Source organism: Chamaesiphon sp. VAR_69_metabat_338 (assembly GCF_031423935.1).
In the GTDB taxonomy this organism is placed as follows: Bacteria; Cyanobacteriota; Cyanobacteriia; order Cyanobacteriales; family Chamaesiphonaceae; genus Chamaesiphon.
The window spans coordinates 1-5,821 of sequence record NZ_JANPGM010000257.1 but is presented as its reverse complement, the minus strand read 5'-3'; the positions used below and the strand labels follow the sequence as shown (position 1 = coordinate 5,821).

At 49.3% G+C, this 5,821-nt stretch carries 4 protein-coding genes; 3 read left to right on the top strand and 1 reads right to left on the bottom strand.

The features are described from left to right. Positions 1-200 precede the first annotated feature (200 nt). Positions 201-749 (top strand): chemotaxis protein CheW, encoded by a 549-nt coding sequence (locus tag RMO84_RS07660; protein WP_310487873.1) that lies wholly within the window; start codon positions 201-203, stop codon positions 747-749. A 225-nt stretch (positions 750-974) separates the two neighbouring features. Here the strand turns inward: RMO84_RS07660 and RMO84_RS07655 are convergent, their stop codons facing one another. After that, positions 975-1,436 (bottom strand): hypothetical protein, encoded by a 462-nt coding sequence (locus RMO84_RS07655; RefSeq protein ID WP_310487872.1) that lies wholly within the window; start codon positions 1,434-1,436, stop codon positions 975-977. Between the two features lie 272 nt (positions 1,437-1,708). On the opposite strand from RMO84_RS07655, the gene RMO84_RS07650 reads away from it, so the two are divergent. Both RMO84_RS07650 and tkt read left to right on the top strand, forming a co-directional pair. Beyond that, positions 1,709-3,421 (top strand): hypothetical protein, encoded by a 1,713-nt coding sequence (locus tag RMO84_RS07650; protein WP_310487871.1) that lies wholly within the window; start codon positions 1,709-1,711, stop codon positions 3,419-3,421. Positions 3,422-3,793: 372 nt separating this feature from the next. Continuing rightward, positions 3,794-5,806 carry a transketolase gene (tkt, locus tag RMO84_RS07645; protein ID WP_310487870.1) on the top strand — a complete coding sequence of 671 codons (2,013 nt, stop codon included), beginning with the start codon at positions 3,794-3,796 and terminating at the stop codon, positions 5,804-5,806. The last annotated feature ends 15 nt before the right edge of the window (positions 5,807-5,821 follow it).

Here is a 5,821-nt window from a genome sequence, read left to right as displayed (position 1 = left end):
TTAGGCTTTAGGTTCTGGGACGCAAGCGTCTACTAGGGTTTAGATGCTAGGTTTTAGGCTTTAGGTTTTGGAAAGCTTGCATCCTATTCATTTTCTAAAACCTAATATTTAATACCTCATACCTAAGACCTAAAGCCTAAGACCTCATACCTAAGACCTAAAACCTAAAGCCTAAAACCTAAAGCCTAAAGCCTAACCCTATGCTCTCCCCCCTCCCCCAACGCCTACCCAGCCTCAACGACGAGACAGATGCCATTCGGACAATCGTCTTTTCCCTCGCCGACATGGAACAGACAGCGATGGCTCAATATTTATTTGCAATGCCAGCCGCCGCCGTAGAAAAAGCGATCGTCTATCCGTCCGAACGCGTTCAGCTTCGAGATGGCATCGGCATGATGAATCTCGGCGATAAAACCCTGACAATCGTGGACTTACGCCAGAAGTTTACCGCGATCGATCCCCAACATGATACCTCCAAATTTCTGATCTTATTTCACACTCATGCTGGCGAACTGTGCGGTTTACCCGTTAAAGAAGCACCCGTCCTGATGGACATCGCTCCAGACACGATTCGATCGATTCCCCTAGCTTATCGCGAAGTCAATCAACTGAGTTTTGCCAGTCGAATGGCAATTGTCCCCCAATCAGAAGGGATCGAACCCCTCCAGATTCTCCTCCTCGGATTCGATTCAGCCATGCCTCCATCACTCGATCGACAATTAAACGGCTCTACCAGTCATCTTAATTAGAGCAACCCAGAATAGACCGAATTAAGCGATTCGATCCACTCGGTCTATTTTCAATCTAGTTCGGCTCAGAACAATCAGATCCCTCTGCGTTCTTAGCGGGATCCACCAACAACCTAACTCAAACACAAAAAAACCTTTGCGTTCTTTGCGTTGAAAAATCCTCCCCAATCGCTCAGCTCTCCCACAAAGACAGATTAGGGTCTATTTTCTTAACTAATTCGTAGCTCACGTCTCAACCGACTCAAACCCCTTCTTCACTTCAGCGGCGACTTCTGCGGCTTCATCATCATCGATATCCATCACTGCTTGCAACTCTTTAAGAAATACTTGGGCATTTGCCGGAATCTCGCCCGTATCCGGATCCATTTTAGTCAAAATCGCCGCCGCATAAGCATCCGGTACTAAGTCATCAGGAATCGCTTCATCTGCGGCATTAAATAAAGCTCCTAAACCTTGGTCGGTAGCAATGGCCGTTAATCGATCGACCATCGACAACAAATCCTCATCGGAATATTCCGCATATAAATCGAAATCCGCCAAAATATCCAAGAATAAATCTGGCGCAACTAATTCTTGCAAATTATCTGCCAGGGCAGCAATCAGCACGATCGATGCCAAGCCTTCAGCTTCATTTAACGGCTCTTCGGTATACTCTTCAGCGTTGAAGATATTATCGTATTTTGGCATGTTCCTACTTTGTGCGATCGACTACCTCTCGCCTAGTAATACCAGATGCCGTGGGCAAAGGGAAGCGATAGTGATGTTATGTAACAAAATTAGGGGTGCGAGATGATGCCTGTACGGGCGATTGCCACCCGTTTTACAGTTTTTTGTGTTGTCAAATTGCCAGTCCTAGCGTCCCAACTCCTCCTCAAAACAGTAATGATGAATACATAGTCAGATCTGAATACGTATTCAGGTCGAAACATGTCAGGTCGGATCTAACGAGAGGTTTTCTGATGGCAACTCGATTGACAAATAGTGGCTGGATCGATAGTTTGGGCGTTTTAAACCCTTGGACTTCACGTAGTGATGTCGTCGCAGTTGCCGAAACTATTCAAGTAGATGTGGGCGCGCTCGTGCAAACTTTAGATGGTGATGACGCTATCTCCGGTAGTGGCACTGACAAAGGCATCAACAATGGTGGTGCGACGATCGAGACTGGGAATGGTAACGATCGAATCGCGGGTACTGCGACAAATGACTATAGCAAGGGTGTCTACAATAGCTTCTCTGCCAAGATCGATACCGGAAATGGTAATGACAGCATTACCGGCATTGCGACAGGTAACTACAGCCAGGGTCTTTACAATGATTATTTTGGCAAGATCGATACCGGCAATGGCAATGACACGATCTCCGGTACCGGTACGGGTAAGTACAGTCTCGGCATCAACAATATTAATAACAGTTTCAACACTGTTGGGTATACCAAGATCGATACCGGGGCTGGCAAGGACGTTATCACTGGCACTGCTGTCGGCGATTACGCCCGAGGCATAAACAACTTTTTTGCCGAAATCGACACAGGGGAAGGCAATGATGAGATCTTGGGCACAAACGTTGATGAATCTAATACCAATGTCGGGGTAGGTGGATTTGGGATCTTCAACTTTTATGCCACGATCGACACAGGGAACGGCAATGACCGGATCTTGGGCACGATTGCTGGTGACGATCGGATTGGGATCGCCAACTATGCCCGTAAAATTACCACAGGGGCTGGCGATGACACCATTTCGGCCACATCCACAGGGCTGTTCAGTCTAGGCATCTTCAATAGTGGCACGATCGAGACGGGAACTGGCAATGACACGATTATTTCTGATAAGGGCATGATCGACTATGGCGGTAACTACATTGTTTCTGGCGATGGTCTTGCCAACCGTGAAAGTCTGAACGTTTCCTCGTTTTCCGGTCAATATGACGCTAGCATCGTCATCGACACAGGGGCTGGCGATGATACTATTTCTAGCATCAACACGGGTCGGATCGGCCATGGCATTCTCAACTCTGGCAAGATCGATACCGGCACCGGCAATGACAACATCACTGCCTCGACTACCGCTGGCGGTTTGAGCGGCATCTGGAACTACGGCATCATCTCGACTGGGGAAGGCCGCGATAACATTTCTGGTACAGCAGGTTTTGGCGCAACTGGTGGGATCGTGAATTTGGCTGGCACGATCGACACCGGGGCTGGCAATGACACTCTCACCGGAGAGGGTACCAATCGCGGTATCTTCAACTACAATGGCACGATCGATACTGGGGCTGGGGCGGATACGATCTTTGGCAAAGGCGGTGTCTTTAACAATGGCACGATTAATATGGGAGATGGTAATGATACTCTCTTTGCCAGTCGCGATCGAGTCAATACCCCAGGTGCCTTGGACTTTGATGGCAATGGTCATGTGAATTTGGGTAATGGGCAGGATCTGCTGTCTGGTTTTGGCACGGGTAATTTTGATGGGGGGAACGATCGGGACACCTTGACCTTCGATTCAGTCGCGGGAGGCTATAATTTCGGCATTACTACCAATCCCAGCGGCGGCAAGATCGTGACATTCACACTCGGCGGTAATACCATGAACACCACTGGGTTTGAAGTCTTGCAAATTGGCTGTAACACTTACGATCTTGCCAATCTCCAAGCGGGTGTTGTGGTCTAACTGAGTCATTAGTTATCTGGGATCGACTCGATCTTCGAGCATCTCGATCCATTTCCCTCCGTAGCCTGAGTCAATCTCAAGCTACGATTTTCTCTTGTCAGGCTCAAATCTAGTGACAAATTTTAAGGTCGATCGCTTGCTCATCCATCCACCAAATGGGATGATGATTAGAAATTGTTAAGATCGATGCAGATCTGTTGGCAAATTTCGGTTGTGGCGTTAAAACATTATTCCTAAGGAGCGATGTTTGGCTCTGGATGAGTCGTGCTGTGTAGACTCGAAACTTGCGAACTAGATACTCAGCCTGCACTTGTCTAATTGTGCTGTCAGCACTTAAATTTCACTAGTTATGTAGTTAAATCGATATATATTATGCCTGTAACCGCTCAATCCGTAGACCAACTCGCAATTAATTCCATTCGGTTTCTCGCAGTCGATGCGATCGAGAAAGCCAAATCCGGACACCCTGGCTTACCGATGGGTGCGGCTCCAATGGCTTATGTCCTGTGGCAAAATTTCATGCGGTACAACCCCAAGAACCCCCAGTGGTTCAACCGCGATCGCTTCGTGCTCTCCGCCGGACACGGTTCGATGCTGCAATACGCTCTTTTGCATCTGACTGGCTACGATAGCGTCAGTATTGAAGATATCAAAAACTTCCGGCAGTGGGGTTCGAGTACTCCTGGGCACCCCGAAAACTTTGAGACAGCAGGGATTGAAGTCACTACTGGCCCCCTCGGACAAGGGATTGCTAATGGCGTCGGTTTGGCTCTAGCTGAAGCTCACTTAGCTGCTAAATATAACAAACCCGATGCCAAGATTGTCGATCATTACACCTACGTCATCGTCGGCGACGGCTGTAATATGGAAGGCATCTCTGGCGAAGCCGCTTCGATCGCCGGTCACTGGGGTTTGGGCAAACTGATTGTCTTGTATGATGACAACCACATCTCGATCGATGGTTCGACCGATGTAGCCTTCACTGAAGATGTCTCGAAACGCTTTGAAGCTTACGGCTGGCACACCATCCACGTCAAAGATGGTAACACCGACCTCGCGGCGATTTCGGCAGCATTGGAAGAAGCTAAAAAAGTCACCGACAAACCCACGATGATCAAAGTCACCACGATCATCGGTTACGGCTCCCCCAACAAATCCAACACTGCTGGTATCCACGGTGCCGCGCTAGGCGAAGCCGAAATCAAACTTACCCGCGAAAACCTCGGCTGGGAATATGCTCCCTTTGAATTACCCACCGATGCTGTCGCTCACATGCGCAAAGCGATCGATCGCGGTGCCAAATATGAAGGCGAATGGGAAGCAACTATGGCTACCTACAAATCCAAATATCCCCAAGAAGCTGCCGAATTTGAAGGTTTGCTCTCGCGCAAACTCCCCGCTGGTTGGGATAGCGTCTTGCCCACTTATACCCCCGAAGATAAACCTGTTGCTTCGCGGAAACACTCGGAAATTTGTCTCAACAAACTCGCTCCCGTTTTACACGGTTTAATGGGCGGTTCGGCTGACTTAACTCACTCCAACCTCACCGAAATCAAAGGTTCTGGCGACTTCCAAAAAGGCGAATACCAAAATCGTAACGTCCACTTCGGCGTGCGCGAACATGCGATGGGTGCGATCTGTAACGGGATGGCTCTCCACAACTCCGGCTTGATTCCTTACGGTGCAACCTTCTTGATCTTCACCGACTACATGCGCGCGGCGATTCGCCTCTCCGCATTGTCCCAAGTCGGTGCATTGTGGGTAATGACTCACGATTCGATCGGTCAAGGTGAAGATGGCCCCACGCACCAACCGATTGAAACGATCGCCTCCTTGCGTGCTATCCCCAACCTGACAGTCATTCGTCCCGCCGATGGTAACGAAACCTCTGGTGCGTACAAAGTTGCGATCGAGAAAGCCAGCCAACAAGCTCCTACTCTCCTCGCTCTCTCCCGTCAAAATCTGCCCAACCTAGCCGGAACTTCGATCGCGGGTGTAGCTAAAGGTGCCTACACGATTGTCGATTCCCAAGGTACTCCTGACATCATCCTGATCGGTACTGGCTCCGAAGTCAGCCTGTGTGTCTCTGCTGCCGAAAAGCTCACCGCTGAAGGCAAAAAAGTCCGCGTCGTCTCCATGCCTTCGTGGGAATTATTCGACGCTCAAGACGCCGCTTACCAAGAGTCCGTCTTCCCCAAAGCCGTTACCAAACGCGTCGCCGTCGAAGCTGCTTGCAGCATGGGCTGGCACCGTTTCGTCGGTATGGACGGCGGTTTAGTCACAGTCGATCGTTTTGGTGCTTCGGCTCCTGGCGGCGTAGTGATGGAGAAATACGGCTTCACTGTCGATAACGTTGTCGCTACTGCGAAGAAAGTTTTAGGTTAATTAGTTAACCAATTT

Excerpts from the sequence above, each read along its gene's own strand:
- RMO84_RS07650 (WP_310487871.1), top strand. The coding sequence starts at position 1,709 with ATGGCAACTCGATTGACAAATAGTGGCTGGATCGATAGTTTGGGCGTT.
- RMO84_RS07660 (WP_310487873.1), top strand. The coding sequence starts at position 201 with ATGCTCTCCCCCCTCCCCCAACGCCTACCCAGCCTCAACGACGAGACA.
- tkt (WP_310487870.1), top strand. The coding sequence starts at position 3,794 with ATGCCTGTAACCGCTCAATCCGTAGACCAACTCGCAATTAATTCCATT.
- RMO84_RS07655 (WP_310487872.1), bottom strand. The coding sequence starts at position 1,436 with ATGCCAAAATACGATAATATCTTCAACGCTGAAGAGTATACCGAAGAG.